This is a genomic window from Alcaligenes phenolicus (assembly GCF_032063905.1).
GTDB classification, from domain to species: Bacteria; Pseudomonadota; Gammaproteobacteria; order Burkholderiales; family Burkholderiaceae_B; genus Alcaligenes; species Alcaligenes phenolicus.
The window spans coordinates 637,655-660,022 of the sequence record NZ_DAMBOE010000001.1; the positions used below are offsets into that span (position 1 = coordinate 637,655).

The window sequence follows — 22,368 nt, forward strand, 5'->3', positions numbered from 1 at the left end:
CGCAGGATGTTCGATTTACTTCTTCATCATGTCGAAGAATTCGGAGTTGGTCTTTGTGGCCCGGATTTTGTCCAGGATAAACTCCATGGCTTCAATTTCATCCATCCCATGGATGAACTTGCGCAGAACCCAGACCTTTTGTAGAAGGTCGGGCTTGATCAGCAACTCTTCACGACGTGTGCCTGATTTGTTCAGGTTGATGGCAGGGTAAATACGTTTCTCGGCCAGACGGCGCTCCAGATGGATTTCGGAGTTGCCGGTACCTTTAAATTCTTCATAGATGACTTCGTCCATGCGGCTGCCGGTTTCAATCAGGGCAGTACCGATGATGGTCAAGGAGCCACCTTCTTCCAGATTACGGGCAGCGCCAAAAAAGCGTTTGGGGCGCTGCAGGGCGTTGGCGTCCACACCACCGGTCAAAACCTTGCCCGAAGCAGGGACCACGGTGTTGTAGGCACGAGCCAGACGGGTAATGGAGTCCAGCAGGATCACCACGTCTTTTTTCAATTCAACCAGGCGTTTGGCCTTTTCAATGACCATCTCGGCCACTTGCACGTGACGCGTGGCGGGTTCGTCAAAGGTGGAGGCCACCACTTCGCCGCGCACGGTGCGCTGCATCTCGGTTACTTCCTCGGGGCGCTCGTCCACCAGCAGGACGATCATGATGGCCTCGGGGTAATTGGTCGTGATGGCGTGAGCCATGTGCTGCATCATCACGGTTTTACCGGATTTGGGGCTGGCCACGATCAGGGCGCGCTGGCCTTTACCGATAGGCGAGAAGATATCCAGGATACGGCCTGTGATGTTCTCTTCGCTCTTGATGTCGCGCTCCAGGCGCATGGGCTGGTCCGGGTGCAGTGGCGTCAGGTTCTCAAACATGATGCGATGTTTGATGGCCTCGGGCTGCATGCCGTTAACCTTGTCAACTTTTACCAGGGCAAAGTAGCGCTCGCCGTCTTTAGGGGTGCGCACTTCACCTTCAATGGAGTCACCCGTGTGCAGATTGAAACGACGTATCTGCGAAGGGGAGATGTAGATATCGTCTGTGCTGGCCAGGTAAGAGGTTTCTGGCGAACGCAGAAAGCCAAAACCATCAGGCAGGACTTCAAGCACCCCGTCGCCGAAAATCTGCTCGCCTTTTTTGGCGTGCTTTTTCATGATGGCGAACATCAGCTCTTGCTTGCGCAAGCGGTTCGCGTTGTCGATTTCCAGAGTGGCAGCCATTTCTAGCAGCTGCGAGACGTGCAGAGCTTTTAATTCGTTCAGGTGCATGGGAGTGGGGAAGGGCTTTCAGCAGCAGACCGCAGGCCAGCGAAGGGCCTGCGTGCGGTTAATCAGAGATTACAGGGAGCTGTCGAGAAACGCGCTAAGTTGGGACTTGGAAAGTGCGCCGACTTTAGTTTCGGCCACTTTGCCGTCTTTAAACAGCATGAGCGTTGGAATACCGCGAACACCATATTGAGCTGGGGTGTCGGGATTTTCATCGACGTTGAGCTTAGCGATGATAACACGACCTTGGTACAGTTCGGCTGCTTCATCCAGCAAAGGGGCAATCATTTTACAGGGACCGCACCAGGCAGCCCAGTAATCGACCAGAACGGGAAGGTCGGCGTTAAGGACGTCAGACTCAAAGGAGGCGTCCGTGATGTGTTTAATGGAGTCGCTCATGGCTAGATACAAAAAAAGTGAGAATAACGAAAAACTATACGTGTGGCGTGACCTGAGCACAATGTATTCTACGGCCAATTGCGACGGTCTTGTTGCCAATTTTTGACAGGATACCATTGCGTCTGGTTGATAATGTGCATTCGCTGCGCAACGCGCGCCAATAAAGCGTTTCCCCACTGGCGCCTAACCACTCGTAAAATAGCGTTTTTCTGTACGATCTACCGGGAATCAAGTTGTCTACTACACGTTACGACGAATCTTCTATTCGGGTGCTCAAAGGGCTGGAACCGGTCCGTCAGCGCCCGGCCATGTATACCCGCACGGATAATCCCCTGCATATTGTGCAGGAGGTCATCGATAACGCGGCCGACGAAGCCCTGGCTGGTTTTGCCCGCACACTGACTGTCACCTTGCTGGAGGACGGCGGCATACAGGTTGAGGATGACGGGCGCGGTATTCCTGTTGGCTTGCACCCTGAAGAAAATGCGCCGGTGGTTGAACTGGTGTTCACGCGACTGCATGCCGGGGGCAAGTTCGACAAGCTCAATGGCGGTGCCTACGCCTTCTCCGGCGGTTTGCACGGGGTGGGTGTGTCGGTGACCAACGCCTTGTCTCGTCGCCTGGAAGTGCTGGTCTGGCGTGACGGACAAGCCAACGAGATTGTATTTGCCGACGGCGAGCTGGAACAGCCCCTGACCCAGACGGGCACGGTGGGCAAGCGCAAGACCGGCACCCGCGTTCGAGTCTGGCCCGATGCCAAATATTTTGACTCCGCCCAGATTCCCCTGGCTCAACTGACTCACATCCTGCACAGCAAGGCCGTCTTGCTGGAAGGCGTGACGGTGGAACTGGTGCAGCAAAAAACCGGCCAGCGCCAGCAGTGGCGCTACGAGGACGGTTTGCGCGGCTACCTGCAGGAGGAAATGGAAGGGGTGGAGCTGCTGGTTCCCCTGTTTGAGGGCCGCCAGTACGCCCCACAAGATGACGATAATTTCTCCGCCGGCGAAGGTGCGCATTGGGTGGTGGCCTGGGCGCTGGACTCCAATATTGTGCGTGAGTCCTATGTCAATCTGATCCCAACCCCAGCGGGGGGAACACACGAATCGGGCCTGCGTGATGGCTTGTATCAAGCCGTGCGCAGTTTTGCCGAACTGCATAGCCTGATTCCCAAGGGCGTCAAGCTGCAGGCCGAGGACGTATTTGCCCGTGCCAGCTTTGTGCTCTCGGCCAAAGTGCTGGACCCGCAATTCCAGGGACAAATCAAGGAAAAGCTCAATAGCCGCGACGCCGTGCGCTTGGTCAGTGGCTATGTACGCAACGCGCTGGAATTGCATCTGCACGCGAACGTAGACCAGGGCCGCAAACTTGCCGAAGTGGCTGTGCGTCAGGCTCAGGCCCGTACCCGTTCGGCGCAGAAAGTGGAGAAACGCAAGAGCTCGGGCGTGGCCGTGTTGCCTGGCAAGCTGACAGATTGCGAATCGCACGATCTGGAAAGCTCCGAACTGTTTCTGGTCGAGGGTGACTCGGCTGGTGGTTCGGCCAAGATGGGCCGTGACAAGGAGTTTCAGGCTATCTTGCCCCTTCGTGGCAAGGTGCTGAACGCTTGGGAGGTGGATAAGGATCGCTTGTTCGCTAACCAGGAAATTCACGATATTTCCGTGGCGATCGGCGTGGACCCGCATGACGCCCATTCCGAGCCGGATTTGTCCGGTTTGCGCTATGGCCGTATCTGTATCCTGTCAGATGCGGACGTGGACGGCTCGCACATTCAGGTGCTGTTGTTGACGCTGTTCTTCCGTCACTTCCCCAAATTGATCGAGGCGGGCCACGTGTATGTGGCGCGTCCCCCCTTGTTCCGCGTAGACGTGCCTGCCGCCGGCAAACGCCCAGCCCGCAAGATCTACTGTCTGGATCAGGGCGAGCTGGACGCGACACTGGAAAAGCTGCGCAACGAAGGTATACGTAACGAGTCCTGGAGCATCAGCCGCTTTAAAGGTCTGGGTGAAATGAGTGCGGAGCAGTTGTGGGATACCACCATGAATCCGGACACCCGCCGCTTGCTGCCTGTGCATTGGGGTGAGGATGGCCTGAGCGATACCCAAGCCATGTTCACCATGCTGATGGGCAAGGGTGAGGCCTCGGCCCGCCGAGCCTGGTTGGAAGAAAAAGGCAATTTGGCCGATCTGGACGTCTGAGCCCGACTTAAGAGTTATTTATGGACAGCAATCAATTGGATTTTGAACCGGCGGGATCGGACGATAGCATCACGCTGGCAACTTACGCGGAACAGGCTTATCTGGATTACGCCGTTTCAGTGGTACGTGGACGTGCTTTGCCCGACCTGACCGATGGCCAGAAGCCGGTACAACGCCGCATTCTGTACGCTATGGATGCCATGGGCCTGGGCCCAACGGCCAAGCCCGTGAAATCGGCTCGTGTGGTGGGGGATGTGCTGGGTAAATATCACCCGCACGGCGACCAGGCCGCCTATGACGCCATGGTGCGTATGGCGCAGGATTTTGTGCTGCGTTATCCGCTGGTGGACGGGCAGGGCAACTTTGGCTCACGCGACGGCGACAATGCCGCCGCCATGCGTTACACGGAAGCACGTTTGACGCCGTTTTCCCGTCTGCTGCTGGATGAGCTGGACGAAGGCACGGTGGACTTTATCCCCAACTATGATGGCAGCCAGAAAGAGCCGGTGACCTTGCCTGCCCGCTTGCCCATCATGCTGCTTAACGGCGCATCGGGGATTGCCGTCGGGATGGCGACCGAGATTCCCTCGCACAACCTGCGCGAAGTTGCCCAGGCCTGCGTCAGCCTGCTGCGCAACCCGAATTTGAGCGATCAGGAAATACACGAGATCGTTCCCGGCCCGGACTTTGCCGGTGGTGGCCAGATCATTTCCGCCGCTGATGATATTGCGGCGGTCTACGCCCAGGGGCGAGGCTCCATCAAGGCCCGTGCCCGTTGGGTCTTCGAGGAAATGGCCCGTGGTCAATGGCAATTGGTCGTGACTGAATTGCCGCCCGGCAGCTCCTCCCAGCAGATTCTGGAAGAGATTGAAGAGCGCACCAATCCCAAGGTCAAGGCCGGCAAGAAATCCCTGAGCACCGAGCAACAGCAAACCAAAGCCTTGATGCTGAACATGCTTGACGCGGTGCGCGACGAGTCCGGCAAGCAGGCGGCGGTGCGCCTGGTGTTTGAGCCCAAATCCCGCGCTATCGATCGGGACGAGTTCGTGACCACCTTGCTGGCGCAAACCAGCCTGGAGCGCAACGTTTCCATCAACCTGGTGTGTATTGATACGGATGGCCGTCCCGGTCAGCGTTCCTTGCGCCAGGTTTTGCTGAATTGGCTGGAGTTTCGTCGCCATACGATGGAGCGTCGTACTCGTTACCGTCTGGACAAGGTCACCGACCGTATCCATGTGCTGCAAGGGCGCATGGTGGTGTACCTGAATGTGGATGAAGTCATCCAAACTATTCGTGAATCCGACGAGCCGCGTGCCGCCCTGATGGAGCGCTTTGATCTGAGCGAGCGTCAGGCTGACGATATTCTGGAAATGCGCTTGCGTCAGTTGGCGCGTCTGGAAGGCTTCAAGATCGAGAAAGAGCTGAAAGAGCGTCTGGACGAGCAGGAGTCGTTGCAAAAGCTGCTGGACGATCCCAAGGCCTTGAAACGCCTGATGATTCGTGAGATCGAAGCAGACGTTAAAACCTATGGTGATGACCGTCGTACCCTGATTGAAGCGGCCGAGCGCGCTGTGCTGGAAACCAAGGTCGTTGACGAGCCGGTTACCGTGATTGTGTCGCGCAAAGGCTGGCTGCGTTCGCGCCAGGGGCACGGCCATGATGCCTCGCAATTCAGCTTCAAGACCGGCGATGGCTTGCGCGATGCGCTGGAGTGTCGCAGTACCACGGACCTGGTCGCCATCGGCACCGATGGCCGGGTCTATACTGTTCCGGTCTCCAGCTTGCCTTCAGCGCGTGGCGATGGTCAGCCCATTACCTCCATGATTGAAGTCAGCCCCAGTGCGCCTATCGAGCACATTCTGGGGGCGCCTCTGGATCAGAACTACTTGCTGGCTGCCTGCGACGGCTACGGTTTTGTGGCCTCCCAGGGTGACATGAACACACGCCAGAAAGCGGGCAAGCAGTTTGTCACTGTCGAGGAGGGCAAAAAGCTGCTCAAGCCCTTGGCCTTGCGTCCGGACGATCAGTACGTGGGCCTGCTCAGCGAGCAGGGACGTTTCCTGGTGGTGGACATCAAGGAGCTGAAAGTGCTGTCCAAAGGGGGGCGTGGCACGGTGCTGATCAAGCTGAACGAGGGCGATACGCTTAGTCAATGGGTTGCCTTTGGCGAGGCCGGTCTGGCCGTCAGCGGAGTGAACCGCAAGCGTCCGTCGACCATCGTGATGGATCTGGACATGCTGGCCAATTATCTGGGCAAGCGGGCAGGCAAGGGCAAGGCCCTGTCGCTCAAATTGAACGACCCTGTGCTGCATCGGCCTGAAGAGTCCTGAGTTTGTATAGCCGCCGGAGGCTGGCCCTCCGCCTGATAGATTTCTTTTTTGAGTGTTGGATATGAGTTTCAAAGTCACGGTTCAGCCCAGCGGGCACAGTTTTGACGTACAGCCCGGACAGTCTGTGCTGGATGGCGCGCTGAATGCAGGCATTGTTTTGCCCTATAGCTGCCGCAATGGCACCTGTTCGTCTTGCCGTGGCAAGGTTATTGAAGGTGAATACGATGCAGGCCGTGCGCCCGAGCAATTGCTGAGCGAAGAGGATCGCGCTGCAGGCTACACCCTGTTCTGTCAGGCCAAGCCCAGCAGCGACATGCTGATCGAGTCTCATGAAATTCGCATGGCGACTGATATTCAGATCCGCAAAATGCCGTCGCGCGTGGTGGGTCTGGAAAAAGTACGTGATGATGTGATGGTGGTGCGTCTGCAAATGCCATCGTCCGAGCCATTCCGCTACTACCCCGGCCAGTATTTGGAATTCATCCTGAAAGACGGCAGCCGTCGTAGCTATTCCATGGCGACGCCACCACGGGAAGACAATCAGGTGGAATTGCATATCCGTCACATGCCTGGTGGCGTGTTTACCGACCACGTGTTCGGTGCTGGTGCTACGGCCATGAAAGAGCGCGAGATTCTCCGCGTGGAAGCACCTTTGGGTTCTTTCTTCCTGCGTGAAGATAGTGCTGCTCCTATGGTGTTCCTGGCCAGCGGTACAGGTTTTGCTCCGATCAAGGCCTTGATCGAGCGCTTGATTCAAACTGGCAGCCAGCGCGAAGTGGCCTTGTACTGGGGGGGCCGTCGACCCAAGGATCTGTACCAGTCCGAACTGGCCGAGAAATGGGCTAGCGAACTGCCTAATCTGCGTTTCATCCCGGTGATTTCTGATGCTCAGCCGGAAGATGGCTGGACAGGCCGTACGGGCTTTGTGCATCAGGCGGTACTGGCTGATTTGCCGGATCTGTCGGCCTGGCAGGTGTACGCCTGTGGCGCGCCGGGTATGGTTGAAGCAGCCCGCAAGGACTTTGTGGAGCAGGCTCAACTGAATCCGGACAATTATTTTGCAGATGCCTTTACGTCGCTGGCAGACGTCAAGTAAGCGTCTTGATCAATAGCTCAACAAGCGGACAGTACACATGAAAGTAGCAGTTCTGGGCAGTGGCATTATTGGGGTATCAACTGCCTGGTGGCTCAGCCAGCAAGGTTGTGAGGTGGTGGTCGTGGATCGGGGAACCGGTCCCGCGCAGGAAACCTCGCGTGCCAATGGCGGGCAAATCTCGGTCTCGTATGCCGAGCCCTGGGCCAACCCGAAAATGCCGCTCAAACTGCTGAAATGGTTGTTGCAGGACGATGCTCCCTTGTTGTTCCGTCCGCGTCTGGATCTGCGCCAGTGGCGTTGGTGCCTGTCTTTCCTGCGAGAGTGCCTGCCGGGGCGGGTTGCGCCCAATGTGCGCGCTCTGGTGACCATGGCGGAATACAGCCGCAGCACACTCAAGCAATTGCGTCCCAACCTGGATTTTGATTATCGCCATCAGGAAAAAGGCATCATCACTTTTTACCGGGATGCTCAAAGCCTGGACGACTCCCAGCACATGGCCGACGTCATGCGAGATATGGGGGTGGACCGCCGCATCATGAGCGTGGACGAGCTGGTGCAGCTGGAACCTGCCCTGGCATCGGCGCGCGGCCAGATCGTGGGTGGCGACTACACCAAAGATGATGAATCGGGCGATGCCAATCAATTTACCTGCGGGCTGGCGGCCATGGCCAGGCGAGCCGGAGTGGAATTTCGCTTTTCTACTCAAATCACCCGTTTGCTGACGGCCAAGGGCCGAGTGGTGGGTGTGGAGGTCATAGGCTCGGACGGTGCGTACGACTCCATACAGGCAGACGCCTTCGTGGTGGCCATGGGAAGTTTCAGCCCCACCGTCCTGCAGCCGCTGGGGATTTCCTGCCCCGTGTACCCGGCCAAAGGCTATTCGGCCACCTTCCCGGTGCTGGTCCCCGAGGGCGCGCCTACCGTCAGCCTGACGGATAAAGATCACAAACTGGTTTTTTCCCGCCTGGGCGACAGCCTGCGGGTCGCTGGAACGGCCGAATTGTCGGGCTATACGCGTAGCTTGAACCCCGCCCGCTGTCAGGCTTTGTTAACGCATGTGGCTGATCTGTTCCCAAGCGCATTGGATTTTGATAATGTTCATTTCTGGTCAGGACTGCGTCCTGCCACAGCATCAAATGTCCCACTGATAGGCCGATCCTCCATTCCCAACCTGTACCTGAATACCGGGCATGGCACCTTGGGGTGGACCATGGGTATAGGCTCTGGCCGAGCCTTGGCGGACCTGATCATGGGACACAAACCCGAACCTGAATTTCCTTTTTTATCTTGAAGGATGTATGAAAAATCTACGCGGATTACTGTTGAAACGTGGTGTTATGGCTTTGGCGATGGCAGCGGGTGGCTCAGCCGCTTTGCTGTTCGGGTCGACCGCCCTGGCAGCCGTTGATATTCAGGTCTGGACCGCTTTGAACTCGCACAATCAGGACGAGTTCGAACGTTTGGTTCGGGATTTCAATCGTAGCCAGAGCGACGTCAAGGTGTCGGTCAAGGCGCATGACACAGAAGCTTCTTTGGAGCAGGTCATGCAAGCGGGCAAGGATTTGCCCAATCTGGTGCAGTTAGGCGAGATGTCTGGCCTGGACGAGGTCGCCGACCGCTCCTACATCATGCCCATGCACACCTTGCTGGCTCGGGAAAAAATGGACAATGTGTCCTGGTTCCTGGCCTCGAATTCCTTTGTGCGCAATGGCCGTGGCCAATTGCAAGGCTTCCCCTACATGGCCGAAATTCCGGTCATGTACTACAACCTGGAAGCGTTTGATAAAGCCAAGATCGAGCCTCCCGTTCCCAGCCGTGTCTGGCTGGACTTGCAAGCTCAACTGGTTGATCTGGCCAATAAAGGCTCGCGCCGTTGTCCTTTGACCTCCGATCAGTCTGTCTCCATCAATCTGGAGAACCTGGCAGCGGTCAATAACCAGATTTATGGTCTGGCGCCCGGCCCCAAGGTTAAAGGTAAAGTGGGCTTTGATTTTGACGTGATGTATATCCGTCACTTGTCCATGATGATCAGCTGGGTGAAATCCGAGCTGATGGTCAAACCCGGCACCTTGCCCGAGTCGCCCCAGCGTTTTGCCAAAGGTGAATGTGCAGTCATGTTCTCCAACTCCGGCCATATCGGTGAGTACAGCGACACGCGCGGCCTGAAGTACGCTGTGACCGGTCTGCCTTACTACCCTGAAGTCACCCAAACCCCCGGCAAGCCTTTTGTGACCGGCTCGGCGCTGTGGGCGGTGAAAGGCCATAATGCTGAGCAGAACCAGGCTTCGGCCCGCTTCATCAGCTGGTTGGCTCAGCCAGAGAACGCCGCTCGCTGGTATCAGAAAACAGGCTTTTTGCCTGTAAGCCGCGAGGCCTTTAACGCCACGGGTAGCGACTACTACAAGGACAAGGGCGACTGGATGCACCTGGTGGGCGCCTACAGCAGCGGTACATCGGGTACAGCCAAGGGTAACTTCCGTAACTACCGCCAGATTCGCGCCGTGTTCAACCAGAGCTTGGAAAGTGCGCTGGACGGTCAGCAACCTGCCATGACGGCCTTGCGTACCGCTGCCACGGAAGCCAACCGTCTGGTGGCTCAGAAAGGACGCTGATTTATCTGTGCGTACAAGCCGATCTAGCGGCTTGAGCGAGCATCCTTGAAGATAAACCCCATGCCCTTGACGGGACATGGGGTTTTTTCTTTGGGTGCTCGCAATGCGTTTTCTTGTCCGTTTCTGCGTCTTGCTGATGTGTGGCCTGGGGCTGTCTGCCTGTCAGACCAGTCAGGGGCCTGATGGCCTGTTGGCTGATCCGGGAACACGCGTCTTTAACTTCGATTGGCGCTTGTCTGGCGACCCTCAAGTCGGCCCTATGCAGGTGTTTGATAACGGCAGGCGTATCTGGCTGCATTTTGCACCGGAGCAGAGGCTGCCAGCGGTATTGGGGCGCAGGAATGGACAGGAAACGCTGCTGTCTTTGAAGCCCTTGGGGCAGTTTCAAGTGATTGAAGGCCTGTGGACGGAGTTGATATTTCGGGCCGGACGAGCACGGGCGCAGGCTAGTTTAGGGCGCAAGAGTACCCATGCTGAGGGTGCTGCAACACTTGGCGTAGAGGCATCGGATGCCTTGCCACAGGACCGTAGTCAACAGAAGGATCAGCAGCAAGCCCGAGCCAGTCTCTCCCAGCGTAGTGATTCTTCGCCAAGCCATTTCCCCCTAAGTCGTTCTGAGATCCGCTCTTCCGAGCAAAGTAGTTTGCTTTCTGGAAAGCCTGCGCCAGATTGGATGGCGGCTCAAGTGAAGGAGGGCGAGCCTGCCCCCGCGAACGTGTTGCAGACACAAGCATTTCAAGCCCGTTCAGAGTTGCTGCCAGTTTCAGCTCCTGGTGTGGATGCACAGTCCATTGCAGAGCCTGTTTTTGAACTGCGAATCAAGGATAGAACCTTGAGGCAGGCATTAGCCCGATGGGCTAAGCAAGCGCAATGGGTTTTTGCACCTGAGCATTGGACTTTGGAGGTCGATTTCCCTATCAAGGCGGCGGCTCGCTTTGAGGGGGGCTTTGAGACTGCTGTGGCTCAGTTGTTGGCGGCTGCCCAACTGAATGCTCATCCTTTGCAGGCCTGTTTTTACTCAAATCAAGTGCTCAGGATTCTGGCTTGGCCGCAAGCCTGCGATCCCAGCGCTTCGCCCGAGGGACAGTCATGAATTATCTCTGTCTCTTGCTTTTGCCGCTGATAGCGGCTTGCAGATTGCAAACAGCAGGGCAGCATGTTGATCAGGCATGGCTGGATGATGCCGTGGTGTTCGATAGCAACAGTCCATCCTCCGTGGCCCATGCTCAGTCTGTCGACAAGCCCTGGTTGCTGGGGGCGGCCGTGCCTTTACGAAAACCGGCTGTCTTGCCAGCGGCATTACGCTCCAGACAAACCTTCAGTTTTTCTTTGGAAGCGCCTTTGCCCGATCTGGATGAGCTGGCGCGTCGTTTGTCTTTATTGTCTGATCTGAGCGTTTTCGTTAGCCCGCAGGCTCGTTTGCCTTTAACGCACTTCCCGCCACGAACCGCTGGGCAGGTGGGGTCGGAATCGGCTCGGCAGGGAGGCCTGATTTTTGAACAACTACGTTTGTCAGCCTTGTTGGATCAGATTGCAGCGGTATATGGACTGAAGTGGCGGTATCAGGCAGGCCGTATTGAGCTGTATCGCGATGAGAGTTCTCTGGCTTTGGAGCAGCAGTCTGGATTACGGCGCGTGGATGAGTCAGGGGCAGAGAACTTAATCGACCGGGGTGTGAAATGAGTTCTGTCTTGCCTGAGCGGGAGTACTGGTTTGGGTTGCAGTGGGGGGATGCCGGGGACGGTATGCGGCGGACTCAAAATCGTCGGATGAAGAGATCGTATTGGACTTGCTTGATGGGAGTGAAAGGGGGGCTGAGAGAACAGGCACCTAAGCAAACGGAAAGGCAAATAGAAGAACTACGACAAGTACAGGAAAAGACTGATGAGGATGTAGCAGGACAAAGAGCAGGGCAAACAGCAGGACGGACAGCAGGGCAGGCAATGGCTTGGGTTCCAAGTTGTTGGCTGAACAGCCGGAGGATCCAATCTGTCTTGCGCTTGGCCCAGAATGGGCCTTCAAAGGCTAGATTGACGCGAGTTCAGGCCTATTCTGCGGCTGCCTGTATGGCTGCCCACCACCCTCTGGACGCAGTTTTTCTTTTATGGACGGTGGCTCCTGGCCGTCTGTGGTTTCTGGTGCTTGAACATGGTCAGGTGATGGAAGGTAGTGATTGCCTCCTGGCTCAGGTTGGCCAAGTGCAGGCCTTGCGGCAGGCTATGCAGGCGCGTTACCCCTCCATACGCGAACTGCGGCAACCAGATGATTTATGGGTTTGTCTGGAGCAAGGCAGAAGACCGCAGGGCCGCATGCAGCGCCAGCCTGTCAGGCATGCTAGGTGGTGTGAAAAGATCCCGCTCCGTCTGGCGCTTTTGTCTTTGTTGGTGATGGCGGCGCTTGGGGGCATGCTGTCCCTTGATCTGCGGAGGCACTTGGTTGCGAATGTGCCTGATTGGGAGCAAAGCCTAACCCAGGAAGAGCTTGGTTTGACCAGTATTCAGGCTGTGTTGAGCTTGATTGAGGAGCTTCCTGCTCAGGGGGCGGACTGGCAATTGCAGCAGGTGGATTGTCGCCGCCAGGCCGTTTTGTGGGAGTGTCAGGCGCATTATGGGTTTGAGGATGTGCAACGTTTTAGTGCGGCCATGCAGAGCCAGATTCGCGAGCCGAATGTGCTGGAGTTCACCGGCTTGGGGCAGGGTGATTTGCGTATCCGGCGCGGGTATCAGACATTGATTCCCCAGTCCTTGGAAACGAAAGATCAGACGCGAATGCCAACTGCGGCATCTCCAGGTTTGCATGCCAAGCTGGCGGCCGTGCAGCCTGCTTTTATGCGCTTGTCATTGAGCCCTGCTCAGTGGGCTGAATCCTACGCCGAAAATCAGCAAACAAGGGCAGGCGTGTGGCGCCGCTCCTGGCTCAGTCAATCACCCCTGCGCTCGGTGTATTTACTGGCGGCCCAGCTTCCTGAACTGCACTGGGAGCGTATGAGCTTGTCATTGAATTCGCGGTCCTACCCCTCGCTGCTGGGCAGCGCTTTTATCGTGGAGCTGGAAGGCTATGTTTATGAATCTGCGCAGCGGGATCTGGCTGATCAGGATCTGGCCGATTACATGCAGACCCCTTTTGAGCATTCTGTTTGGTCTGACGCTGATGTTTAGTGCACCGGCTTGGGCGATGGAAACCATGGCGACGATAGTAAGGGAGATGCTGTTGCTGGAAGCCGAGCAGGCGCGGCAGAACATGTCGTCCTGCTTGAGGACACCAGAGGAGCAGGAGGGGGCGGGTCAGCCTGATGTGGCCAAGATCAACTCCAGTAAGCCCACCCCTGCATTGAAGCTGAAGGCCATCTATGGAAGAGATACCCAGTTGCTGGCCGAAGTGCAGCATGAGCAGCGTCTGCTCCTGTTTCAGCAAGGACAGCTTTGGCCGATAGGGCGTGAGCGAGATAGGTCCATGCGCCTCTTGTCTTTGAGTAGTCGCTGTATTGAGCTTGAAATAGGGCAAAACCAAGCTCAAGCTGCGCAACCGCAACCGCAACCGCAACTGGAATTGCAATCCATCAAGCTATGTTTGCCTTCCGGGCAGGGTTAAGTGTGACAGGACTTCTGCGATCAGCAGAAGCCCAGGCTTACTGCTTTGCAGGTTTCAAACCTGACTGTTCTTGAATCAGCAAGGCCGTGAGTTCGTGTAGCAGCAGACCAGACAGGTAGCTCCATAGACCCGAAGCAAGAAAAAACCCCGACATGATTTTCATCATATCGGGGTTGGAAGTTACTACGGAGCTTGTCGCTCGTCAGGCTTGAGCCTTGTTCTGCATTAGTCGCGGGTACCGCTCCAAGCGGCAATGGCAGCACGCTCTTCGTCGGTCATTTGCGTCATGTTGCCCAGGGGCATGTACTTGGAGTGCACCACGGTTTTCACCTGTTCGGCGTGCAGCACCGTGTTGTCGATGGTATCGAGCAACATGCCGGCAGGGGCAGCCGTAAAGCCGAAGTCGGCATTGGGCTTGACCGCGTGACACTGAACACATCGTGCGTCCATGATTTCCTGGACACGGGCAACACTGATTGTTTCCGCACCGTTGGCAGCTTCAGGTGCACTGGCAACTTCACCCTTCAAGCTGGCAGGAGCCGCCAGGTAACCCACGATCAGCAGCAGCACAACACCGGCAGCCGGGTAGGCAGGCTTTTTGATGCCAGCGTGCATCAGCACGAAGTATTGACGGATCAGGGCACCGGCAAAGATGAACAGCACCATGATGATCCACGCATTGGGGTTGTTATACGTGAACGAGTAGTGGTTGCTCAGCATCAGCAGCAGGACAGGCAGCGTGAAGTAGGTATTGTGTACCGAACGCTGTTTGCCGCGCTTGCCATCCAGAGGGTTGGGCGCCTGACCGGCTTTCAGTGCCTTGACCATGCGGCGCTGGCCGGGAATGATCCAGAAGAACACGTTGGCCGACATGCTGGTGGCCATGACAGCACCCGTCAGCAAGAACGCAGCACGACCCGAGAAGATGTGGGCGCTCAGGTAAGCCACGACCACCATCATGATCGCCACCGCCACGCTCAGCAGTCCATCGCGGTTCATGTTGGGGCTGATCAGACGGCATAGGCCGTTATAGACCACCCAGCCCAGTACCAGGAAGGCAATGGCCATGACGTTGGCTTGCGTGCCTGTCATTTGAGCCGCCCATTCCCAGGGACTGTTGGGGTTGACTAGATAGAACTCGGGCTTGGTCAGGTAGAGCAGAGCGAACAGGAAGAAACCGGACAACCAGGTGGTGTAGGACTTCCAGAAAGACCAGTGCAGGTCATCAGGCAGTTCAGCCGGGTTGGTCAGGTATTTCTGGTTGTGATAGAAGCCGCCGCCGTGGACAGCCCACATCTCGCCAAACACACCGCGTTTCTTGCTTTCTTCGCCTTTGGGCGGTTTCAGGCCATTGTCCAGCATCACAAAGTAGATGGACTCGCCGATCCAGGCGACAGCCGCAATCACGTGCAACCAGCGCAACAGCAGGTTGCCGTACTCAAGTAGGTAAGCGTACATAAAGATCTCGTATCAGAGTGGTTTCGTATAGAAGCGAAAAGTCGACTTGGATACGCGATCAGCTGCCGCGATAGGTAGACCAGGACCAGGGGGTCACGACCAGAGGTACGTGGTAATTGGCATTGGCATCAGCGATACCAAAGCGAATGCCGACCTGATCCACAAAGCGTGGCTCGGGCAGAGCCACACCGCTGGCGGCAAAGTAGTCACCTGCATGGAACACCAGTTCAAAAACGCCCGTGTGCATGGCCTCGCCTTGCAGCAGGGGCTCATCACAGCGACCGTCGCTGTTGGTGTGAGTGGTTTTGATCAGAGTGCGTTGATCGTTTTCGATGGAATAAAGATCGACGCGCACGCCGCTGGCTGGGCGCCCTTGAGTCGTGTCAAGGACATGGGTTGATAGCTTTCCCATAAATGTCTCCGGTTTATGGTGATCAAAAAAGGTCCAGCGAGCCCAGTTTTGAGAACCGGCCGGGGGCCAACGGTGCAAGGATCAGTGCGCTGGGTTGAGGCCCCGAAACTGTCGCTCTGTTTGAGGAATCAGATTGTCGACAATTTATGTTGACGATTTTGTCGGGGTACCGAATAATTGTCAATAGTCAATAACGAGAAATTCTATGCTTCAGATACGGCGGCAAGAGGGGATGAGCAGTGAATCCCAAGCGCCCAGCGCCTCCTCGCTGCTAGAGGGGGGCATGGCAGATAGCGAGGTCGGGCGTGTTTATAGCCAGATCTTTGATGCGGTCGTTGACCGTCGTCTTTTGCCTGGAACCAAACTGACGGAAGCCACGCTATGCACGATTTTCGCGTGCTCGCGGGCGACCGTTCGTGCGGCGCTGGCTGCCCTTGAACACGACAAGATTGTGGTCATTGAGCCCAATCGGGGTGCTTTTGTCTGGAAGCCGACGGCCAAGCAAACACGGGACGTGTTTGAACTGCGGCGTGATCTGGAAGCCTTGATTCTGCAAAAACTGATCAGCTACCCGGATCTGCCGGAGCGTCTGGCTGGCCTGTATGAAATGGTGGAGCGTGAACAGCACGCCTTTGAACATGGCGACCGCATCAGTTGGTTGCGCCTGTCCAATGCGTTTCACGTGATGCTGGCGCGCTGCGCTGGCAATGATGAGCTGACCGAGTTGATGCACACCTTGTGCGCCCGCACCACGCTCATCATTGCGTATCACGACACACCGGGCGAACAGGCGTGTTCGTTTTACGAGCACAAAGAGATTTTGGACAAGCTTAGTCAGGGCGATGCCGAAGGCGCGCATCTGGCTATGCATCATCACTTAAGTGATTGTGAACATCGCATGAGCGAAGCGGGTGATGGCAATGCTGCCGATCCTTGGCTGGCCCTCAGCGTAAAACGCTAAACGGAGACGGTATGTCCTTGAGTAAGTACCCTCGTGACCTGGTCGGTTACGGTAAAAACGTGCCCCATGCACAATGGCCTGATCGGGCGCGCATTGCGGTGCAGTTTGTCTTGAATTATGAGGAAGGCGGCGAGAATTGCGTCCTGCACGGTGACCCGGGCTCCGAGCAGTTCCTGTCCGAAATTATTGGTGCGGCCGCTTACCCGGACCGTCACCTGTCCATGGAATCCATTTACGAATACGGCTCGCGTGCCGGTGTCTGGCGGATTCTGAAAGAGTTTGAAAAACGCGGCTTGCCCATGACCATTTTTGGTGTGGGTATGGCGCTGGAGCGTCACCCCGAGCTGGCACAGGAGTTTGTACGCCTGGGCCATGAAATCGCGTGCCACGGTTACCGCTGGATTCACTACCAGAACGTGTCAGAAGAGGTGGAGCGTGAGCATATGCGTCAGTGCGTGAAAGTACTGACGGACTTGCTGGGCCATCATCCTGAAGGCTGGTACACCGGCCGTGACAGCCCCAACACCTTGCGTCTGGTGGCAGAAGAAGGCCAGTTCCTGTACAGCTCCGACTACTACGGTGACGATCTGCCGTTCTGGACCGAGGTTCAACTCAGCGACAATACGGTCAAGCCGCAATTGATCGTGCCTTACACTCTGGATAGCAATGACATGCGCTTTGCCGCTCCTCAGGGTTTCAATACCGGCGACCATTTCTTTTCCTACCTGAAAGACGCGTTTGACGTGCTTTACGAAGAAGGTGAAGAAGCTCCCAAGATGCTGTCCATCGGCTTGCATTGCCGTCTGATCGGCCGTCCTGGCCGCTTCCGCGCCTTGCAGCGTTTCCTGGATTACGTGCAATCGCACGAGCGTGTCTGGGTGTGCCGTCGTGTGGATATTGCTCGCCACTGGGCCGAGCATCATCCCTATCAGCCCAAGGCCTGATCGGGGCAGGGCCAGGGTTCATGCCTCCTGGCCCGTCAAGACGACATCCTGAATCTGAGCAGGGGGCATTCACATTCCGACTCGCCAGGGTCGGAATTGTTGTTTCTGCCCGCTGAAAACAGTACTATTTGACGCTTACGCAGCCGCTCGTACAGGGAGTGTGGCGTCCTGGCTTCTCACTGCTTTGCCGGGGCGGCAGGTGTTGTGCCAGCGCAGCGCGCGCATGGGCTGCAAGGCTGATCGTCTTATAATAGGCAGTTAAATTTTCCATCGCGTTGCAAGTAATGAAAACCTCAGAAATTCGTCAGAAGTTTCTTTCTTTTTTTGAATCCAAGGGACACCACATCGTTTCCTCGGCTTCGCTGGTGCCAGGCAATGACCCTACCTTGCTGTTCACTAACGCAGGGATGGTGCAGTTCAAAGATGTGTTCACGGGTAAGGAAACCCGCCCCTACAACCGTGCGACCAGCTCTCAGCGCTGTGTTCGTGCCGGTGGCAAGCACAATGACCTGGAAAACGTGGGCTACACGGCCCGCCACCACACCTTTTTTGAAATGCTGGGCAACTTCAGCTTTGGCGACTACTTCAAGCAAGACGCCATTCGCTATGCCTGGGAGCTGCTGACGACGGTTTACAAGCTGCCTGCCGAAAAACTCTGGGTCACCGTCTATCAGGAAGACGATGAAGCCTACGATATCTGGGCCTCGGAAATTGGGGTGCCCAAAGAGCGCATCATCCGTATCGGTGACAAGGGCGGCGTACGCTACAACTCGGACAACTTCTGGCAGATGGCCGATACCGGTCCCTGTGGCCCTTGCTCGGAAATTTTCTACGACCACGGTGCCGACGTCTGGGGTGGCCCTCCCGGATCGCCTGAAGAAGACGGCGACCGCTACATCGAAGTATGGAACCTGGTGTTCATGCAGTTCGAGCGTTCCGCCGACGGCACCATGACACCGCTGCCCAAGCCTTGTGTGGACACCGGCATGGGCCTGGAGCGTATTTCGGCTGTGCTGCAGCACGTGCACTCCAACTACGAAATCGACCTGTTCCAATCCCTGATTCAGGCTGCCGCACGCGAAACCAAGACCAGCGACCTGAGCAATAACTCGCTCAAGGTGATTGCTGACCACATCCGTGCTTGCAGCTTCCTGATCATTGACGGGGTGATCCCCAGCAATGAAGGCCGTGGCTATGTGTTGCGCCGCATTATTCGCCGCGCCTTGCGTCACGGTCACAAGCTGGGTCAGAAGGGCTTGTTCTTCTACCGTTTGGTACAGGATCTGGGTCTGACCATGGGCGAAGCCTATCCTGAACTGATTAGCCAGCGTGAGCGCATCGAACAAGTGTTGCGCCAGGAAGAAGAGCGTTTCAGCGAAACGCTGGAAAACGGCATGCGCATTCTGGAAGGCGCTTTGGCCAACCTGCCAGAGAATGCCAAGCTGGACGGCCAGACGTTGTTCTCCTTGTACGACACCTACGGTTTCCCCGTGGACTTGACCGCCGACATCTGCCGCGAGCGTGGCATTGAGGTCGATCTGGACGGTTTTGAAGTTGCCATGGAAAACCAGCGTCAGATGGCACGCGCTTCGGGCAAGTTCAAAACATCCGAAGGCCTGAGTTACTCCGGCGTGCAAACCCGCTTTGATGGTTACACCACCCTGGAAGGCAGCGGCACGGTTACCGCCTTGTATGTGGATGGCACCTCTGTGCAGTCCGTGGCCCAAGGCCAGCAAGCGGTAGTGGTTTTGGATGCCACCCCTTTCTACGCCGAATCCGGTGGTCAGGTGGGTGATGCCGGTATCCTGAGCGATGCCAAGGGCCTGTCCTTTGAAGTGCAGGATACCCGAAAGATTTCCAATCAGGTTTTCGGTCACCAAGGTGTGCTGAACGCTGGCACGCTGACTGTGGGCCAGACTGTTAACGCCCAGGTAGATACTGAGCGTCGTGCGCGTGTGATCCGTAACCACTCGGCCACGCACTTGATGCACAAGGCCTTGCGTCAGGTACTGGGCGGTCACGTGCAACAACGTGGTTCCCTGGTAGACGCTGAAAAAACCCGTTTTGACTTTGCGCACGATGCCGCCATGACAGCCGAGCAAATCGCTCAGGTCGAAGCCATTGTGAACGATCAGGTTCTGGCTAACCAGGCCGTGCAAGCCCAACTGATGTCGTTTGACGACGCCGTCAGCGGCGGTGCCATGGCTTTGTTTGGTGAAAAGTACGGCGACGAAGTGCGCGTACTGGATATCGGCTTCTCGCGCGAGCTGTGTGGTGGGACTCACGTTCAGCGCACGGGCGATATCGGCTTGTTCAAGATTGTCTCGGAAGGTGGTGTAGCCGCTGGTGTGCGCCGTGTCGAAGCCATTACCGGCACCAACAGCCTGCACTGGGTGCAAGCGCAAGAGCGTTTGTTGAACGACGCTTCCGACAGCCTGCGTACCCAGCCAGAAGGTCTGGTTGCCCGTATCAACGCCTTGCAAGCTCAGATCAAAGATCTGGAGCGCGAGCGCGAACAAATGCAATCCAAGCTGGCGGCTTCTGCCGGCCAGGATCTGCTGGCCCAAGCCGTACCCTTGAATGACAGCAGTCGCCTGCTGGTGGCTACGCTACAAGGCGTGGAAGCCAAAGCCCTGCGCGAAATGGCCGATCAGTTGAAGAACAAGCTGCAGTCTGCCGTGATTCTGCTGTCCATCGTTGCGGACGGCAAAGTCAGCCTGGTGGCTGGCGTGACGCCAGACCTGACTTCCAAGGTCAAGGCGGGTGATCTGGTGGGCTTTGTGGCCTCGCAAATGGGCGGGAAGGGCGGTGGTCGTCCTGACATGGCCATGGGCGGCGGTACCGATGCCAGCGTCTTGCCACAGGCCAATGCCTCGGTGCAGGCCTGGGTCCAAAGCAAGTTGGGTGCGTAATGACGATGTCCGAGACCGGCGCTTTGCCCAACAGCGATCTGCAGGTGGATGCAAGCGGGCTGAAATGCCCCTTGCCCATCTTGCGTGCCAAGAAAGCCTTGGCGCAGCTGGAATCCGGGCAAGTGTTGCAGGTCATCACGACCGATCAGCACGCCATTCAAGATTTTCAGGCTTTTTGTCGCCAAACTGGCAACGAACTGTTGGCTCAAGACCAGCAAGCCGAAAAAACTCTGCATTTTTTACGCCGTCGTTAAGCCGACGGCGGTAGAATACTGCTTTGTCTGTTGCGTATCTAGCACTGAATCTGCTATCTTAGCGTGTTACTTTTGGCATGCCTGCCAGAATAGTGCTAGAATTTTTTGTTTACCTTACACAATAAAGGGATTATCAATGGTGGTAATTCGCTTGGCCCGTGGTGGCTCCAAAAAGCGTCCTTTTTACAACGTAGTAGCCGCCGAGGCGAGCCAACGCCGTGATGGTCGCTTCATCGAACGTCTGGGTTTCTACAACCCCGTCGCTGGCGAAGGTCATGAAAACCTGCGTCTGCAAATGGACCGCGTTAAGCACTTCACCGACAACGGTGCTCAGGTTTCGCCTGCTGTGGCTCGCCTGTTGAAAGAATACTCGGCTAAGGTTGCTTCGGCTGCCTAAGTTGATTCACCTGTTTTTCAGTAGCGTTTAGTGTGAAGCAATCTGCGATTCCTGCTGACCTTGTTGAGCTCGGTCGTATTGTTTCCGCTTATGGTGTGCGTGGTTGGGTCAAGATCCAGCCGCATTCCATGCAGACCAAGGCGCTACTGAATGCAAAGACGTGGTGGTTAAAAACGCCCCGGCCTGAATCTCAGGCGGGCGTTTTTGCGTCTGCGTCACCCAGACAGATACAAGCCGCAAAGCAGCATGGCGCAACCATCGTGGCGCAGTTTGAGGGTCTGGATAATCGAGAGCTGGCTCAAGCTCTCAAGGGACATACCGTTTGGGTATCCCGTGCCGCTTTCCCCAAAGCGGACGAAGACGAATTTTATTGGGTCGATCTGATCGGCTGCCGCTTCTTTGGCGAGCAGGACGGCCAGGCTGAAAGCCTGGGCGAAGTGGTGGAAGTGCTGGATAACGGCGCGCACTCCATTTTGGTCGTGCATCGTGGCTCCTGGGATGCTGAAGGTGTTTTTACACCTGTAAAGGACGAGCAGGGCAGGCCGCTTGAAGAGCTGGTTCCTTTTGTGCAAGCCATTGTGCATACGGTGGATATGTCCGCCCGCGAGCTGCACAGCCACTGGGCGATTTGATCGTTTCACTCCTGCGCACCTGCATGGCTCTGGCCTGACTGGTCGAGTCTTGTAAGGCGTATCTGCCTTTTTCTCTTGCCGAGTCCTCATGCGATTTGATGCCCTGACCCTGTTCCCGGACATGTTTGATGTGGTCAGCGAGGCTGGGGTTACCGGCCGTGCGCACAAGCAGGGCATCTGGCAGATGCGGACCTGGAACCCGCGCGACTACACCACTGACGTGCACCGTACCGTAGACGACCGTCCTTACGGCGGTGGCCCAGGCATGGTCATGCTGGCTGACCCCTTGAATGATGCCCTGGATCAGGCTTTGGCTGATCGTGGCGATAGCCCGGAAGTGATTTTGCTAAGTCCCACAGGGCGACGCTTTGATCAGACAGTGGCTCAGGAGCTGGCTCAAGGTCCTGGCGCGGTTCTCGTTTGCGGTCGCTATGAAGGTATCGATCAACGTTTTATTGATGCGCGCGTCACCCAGGAACTGTCTTTGGGGGACTTTGTGCTGTCTGGCGGCGAAATTGCCTCGCTGGCGATTATTGATAGCGTGATTCGGCTCTTGCCCGGCGTGTTGAATGACGCTGACTCGGCTCGTCAGGACTCTTTCCATGCCGATAATAGTGGCTTGCTGGATAGTCCGCATTACACGCGTCCCGAGGTATACCGCGATCAGGCGGTGCCCGAAGTGTTGATGTCCGGTCATCATGGCCGTATTCAGGCATGGCGGCGTGAGCAATCCCTGCGTTTGACAGCCTTGCGGCGGCCCGAGCTGATTGAGCAGGCCCGTCAGCGTGGCGAGCTTAGTAAAGCAGACGAGCGCTTTTTGGCGTCTTTGGCTTCCTTGGGCGAATAACTTTGTTTAAAGAATTTGCGTAAACCTTCACGGCCCGTTTTGATGCGGGCCGTTTTGTA

Annotated in this window: 20 protein-coding genes; 16 read left to right on the plus strand and 4 right to left on the minus strand. The window is 56.6% G+C overall.

All coding sequences use genetic code 11. From position 1 onward, the window contains the following. Positions 1 to 15: 15 nt before the first annotated feature. Together rho and trxA are read right to left on the minus strand one after the other, a co-directional pair. Entirely contained in the window at positions 16 to 1,272 is a 1,257-nt protein-coding gene (rho, locus tag U2949_RS02930) for a transcription termination factor Rho (protein WP_009455931.1), read from the minus strand. A 69-nt stretch (positions 1,273 to 1,341) separates the two neighbouring features. Then, the gene (gene trxA, locus U2949_RS02935; RefSeq protein WP_009455930.1) at positions 1,342 to 1,668 is read right to left on the minus strand and encodes a thioredoxin TrxA; all 327 of its coding nucleotides are present in this window, start codon (positions 1,666 to 1,668) and stop codon (positions 1,342 to 1,344) included. Between the two features lie 233 nt (positions 1,669 to 1,901). Between trxA and U2949_RS02940 the strand changes: the two genes are divergently transcribed. The 9 genes from U2949_RS02940 (at position 1,902) to U2949_RS02980 (ending at position 13,492) form a co-directional block, all read left to right on the plus strand. Next, a complete protein-coding gene (locus tag U2949_RS02940) occupies positions 1,902 to 3,863 on the plus strand; it encodes a DNA topoisomerase IV subunit B (RefSeq protein WP_321286073.1) in 1,962 nt (653 codons plus the stop codon). 20 nt (positions 3,864 to 3,883) lie between these two features. Beyond that, positions 3,884 to 6,193 (plus strand): DNA topoisomerase IV subunit A, encoded by a 2,310-nt coding sequence (gene parC, locus U2949_RS02945; RefSeq protein WP_026483503.1) that lies wholly within the window; start codon positions 3,884 to 3,886, stop codon positions 6,191 to 6,193. A 61-nt stretch (positions 6,194 to 6,254) separates the two neighbouring features. Continuing rightward, entirely contained in the window at positions 6,255 to 7,289 is a 1,035-nt protein-coding gene (locus U2949_RS02950; RefSeq protein WP_009455928.1) for a CDP-6-deoxy-delta-3,4-glucoseen reductase, read from the plus strand. A 37-nt stretch (positions 7,290 to 7,326) separates the two neighbouring features. Further along, positions 7,327 to 8,580 (plus strand): D-amino acid dehydrogenase, encoded by a 1,254-nt coding sequence (locus U2949_RS02955; protein WP_026483501.1) that lies wholly within the window; start codon positions 7,327 to 7,329, stop codon positions 8,578 to 8,580. Between the two features lie 7 nt (positions 8,581 to 8,587). Beyond that, complete coding sequence (locus U2949_RS02960; RefSeq protein WP_009455926.1) at positions 8,588 to 9,901, plus strand: extracellular solute-binding protein; 1,314 nt, start codon at positions 8,588 to 8,590, stop codon at positions 9,899 to 9,901. Between the two features lie 103 nt (positions 9,902 to 10,004). Continuing rightward, positions 10,005 to 10,994, plus strand: a complete 990-nt coding sequence (locus U2949_RS02965) for a TcpQ domain-containing protein (protein ID WP_321286077.1) — start codon at positions 10,005 to 10,007, stop codon at positions 10,992 to 10,994. Beyond that, complete coding sequence (locus U2949_RS02970; RefSeq protein WP_257722726.1) at positions 10,991 to 11,584, plus strand: hypothetical protein; 594 nt, start codon at positions 10,991 to 10,993, stop codon at positions 11,582 to 11,584. Before U2949_RS02965 ends, U2949_RS02970 begins: the two co-directional genes overlap by 4 nt. 383 nt (positions 11,585 to 11,967) lie before the next feature. Beyond that, positions 11,968 to 13,059 carry a hypothetical protein gene (locus U2949_RS02975; protein ID WP_321286079.1) on the plus strand — a complete coding sequence of 364 codons (1,092 nt, stop codon included), beginning with the start codon at positions 11,968 to 11,970 and terminating at the stop codon, positions 13,057 to 13,059. Beyond that, positions 13,025 to 13,492: a hypothetical protein gene (locus U2949_RS02980; RefSeq protein ID WP_321286081.1), complete on the plus strand. Its 468-nt coding sequence runs from the start codon at positions 13,025 to 13,027 to the stop codon at positions 13,490 to 13,492. Before U2949_RS02975 ends, U2949_RS02980 begins: the two co-directional genes overlap by 35 nt. Positions 13,493 to 13,717: 225 nt before the next feature. On the opposite strand, the gene U2949_RS02985 is transcribed toward U2949_RS02980, so the two are convergent. After that, on the minus strand, positions 13,718 to 14,950 hold the full coding sequence (locus tag U2949_RS02985) for a urate hydroxylase PuuD (protein WP_009455921.1): 1,233 nt from the start codon (positions 14,948 to 14,950) through the stop codon (positions 13,718 to 13,720). A gap of 58 nt (positions 14,951 to 15,008) precedes the next feature. Continuing rightward, complete coding sequence (uraH, locus tag U2949_RS02990) at positions 15,009 to 15,362, minus strand: hydroxyisourate hydrolase (protein ID WP_009455919.1); 354 nt, start codon at positions 15,360 to 15,362, stop codon at positions 15,009 to 15,011. A 232-nt stretch (positions 15,363 to 15,594) separates the two neighbouring features. Between uraH and U2949_RS02995 the strand changes: the two genes are divergently transcribed. From U2949_RS02995 to trmD, 7 genes are all read left to right on the plus strand, one after another. Then, positions 15,595 to 16,323 carry a GntR family transcriptional regulator gene (locus U2949_RS02995; protein WP_257722723.1) on the plus strand — a complete coding sequence of 243 codons (729 nt, stop codon included), beginning with the start codon at positions 15,595 to 15,597 and terminating at the stop codon, positions 16,321 to 16,323. 11 nt (positions 16,324 to 16,334) lie between these two features. After that, positions 16,335 to 17,267, plus strand: a complete 933-nt coding sequence (gene puuE, locus U2949_RS03000) for an allantoinase PuuE (protein WP_021446474.1) — start codon at positions 16,335 to 16,337, stop codon at positions 17,265 to 17,267. 284 nt (positions 17,268 to 17,551) lie between these two features. Further along, the gene (alaS, locus tag U2949_RS03005; protein ID WP_321286086.1) at positions 17,552 to 20,179 is read left to right on the plus strand and encodes an alanine--tRNA ligase; all 2,628 of its coding nucleotides are present in this window, start codon (positions 17,552 to 17,554) and stop codon (positions 20,177 to 20,179) included. Next, on the plus strand, positions 20,179 to 20,433 hold the full coding sequence (locus tag U2949_RS03010; RefSeq protein ID WP_009455909.1) for a sulfurtransferase TusA family protein: 255 nt from the start codon (positions 20,179 to 20,181) through the stop codon (positions 20,431 to 20,433). The genes alaS and U2949_RS03010 overlap by 1 nt, the downstream gene beginning before the upstream one ends. Before the next feature lie 136 nt (positions 20,434 to 20,569). Beyond that, complete coding sequence (gene rpsP / locus U2949_RS03015) at positions 20,570 to 20,830, plus strand: 30S ribosomal protein S16 (RefSeq protein WP_009455906.1); 261 nt, start codon at positions 20,570 to 20,572, stop codon at positions 20,828 to 20,830. A 32-nt stretch (positions 20,831 to 20,862) separates the two neighbouring features. Further along, positions 20,863 to 21,462 (plus strand): ribosome maturation factor RimM, encoded by a 600-nt coding sequence (gene rimM, locus U2949_RS03020; RefSeq protein WP_026483494.1) that lies wholly within the window; start codon positions 20,863 to 20,865, stop codon positions 21,460 to 21,462. Between the two features lie 88 nt (positions 21,463 to 21,550). After that, on the plus strand, positions 21,551 to 22,309 hold the full coding sequence (trmD, locus tag U2949_RS03025) for a tRNA (guanosine(37)-N1)-methyltransferase TrmD (protein WP_257722721.1): 759 nt from the start codon (positions 21,551 to 21,553) through the stop codon (positions 22,307 to 22,309). The last annotated feature ends 59 nt before the right edge of the window (positions 22,310 to 22,368 follow it).